Below are 1,048 nucleotides of genomic sequence, written 5' to 3'. Positions count from 1 at the left end.
GGCCCATTTCGCGAGGTCGTCGCCGCGTGCGCGAAGCGCGACGGCCGCGTTGATTGCTGAGCTTCCGCCGAGAGCCTTTCCGCGTGGGACGGGGATCTCGGGGGACAGGGGACCGCCTTTGGCTGTGTAGCCCCAATCGTGTGTCTGGTCGCCGCCAACTCGGTCGGGGTCGAGGAGGACCGCCGGGTTGTCATCGGGACCGTACGCCGTTCCTGCTTCCAGCAACAGCACCTCCCTCGACGGATCCAGCGAGAGCCTGTTTGCCAAAACGGCTCCGGCGGAACCCCCTCCGACGATCACCGTGTCGAACGTTCCCGACTTTGTGTTGCCACTCATGACTGTCTGCCTCTCTCTCACGACCACGCTGGAGCGAAGTGTTCCGACTGGCGCGTCTGCTGGTTCCAACACGGCTTTGCCCGCGACTTATTGCGCTCGAGCACGCACCCTTGTGCCTAGGACTGGCAGTGCCACCTTCGGGATATCGAATGCGCGAGACTCCCGCGCAAAGTGGATGGTCGGACAGCGGCCAGGTCTCTTCGAAGCTCCTTAGTACAAAGGCAGCCAGGAAAGGGTGACGGCGACCAGTCGGTTTGCACGCACCGTAGCCTTGCTCGCCGAACGCATATTTCACAGGACCGTGAAATAGTTGACGTTCTATGTTGACATCGAAAGTCGGCTGACGCATGATCTATGTCACACGCACGATCTATCCCATATTGCGGGCACGCCCATCGAATGATTTCTCGTGCAAGACAAATCAGTCGCTGACTGTGGGCGACGGCACCCGCGCAGGTAGCGAAGAACCGCGGACGCGCCATCAAAGCTGCTGACCGTGTGTTGTATTCCGCCTCTTCGCATGGAGCAAGGACGAGCATGACGATTACCGAAGCAGTGACCTCACCCGACGTCGAAGCGTCAACCGCGGTTCGGTTGACGGGCCCTCGGTCGTCTCGGGTGGGCACGGTCTACGCCTGGCGACGACGGGCGACTCGCCATCGTGTCCTGGCCGCGATGCTTGGCGGGGCCGTCGCCGTACATGTCACAACGC

Annotated in this window: 1 protein-coding gene; it reads right to left on the bottom strand. The window is 61.9% G+C overall.

Annotation, left to right across the window (positions count from 1 at the left end; genetic code table 11):
- Positions 1-357 (bottom strand): GMC family oxidoreductase N-terminal domain-containing protein (locus ACFWJO_RS40910; RefSeq protein WP_386873485.1); only part of this gene is annotated, 357 nt, incomplete at its 3' end.
- Positions 358-1,048: the final 691 nt, after the last annotated feature.

This window comes from Streptomyces sp. NPDC127092 (assembly GCF_042722475.1).
Taxonomy (GTDB): Bacteria; Actinomycetota; Actinomycetes; order Streptomycetales; family Streptomycetaceae; genus Streptomyces.
The sequence above is the reverse complement of the archived record's forward strand: the minus strand, read 5'-3'. Positions and strand labels throughout refer to the sequence as shown.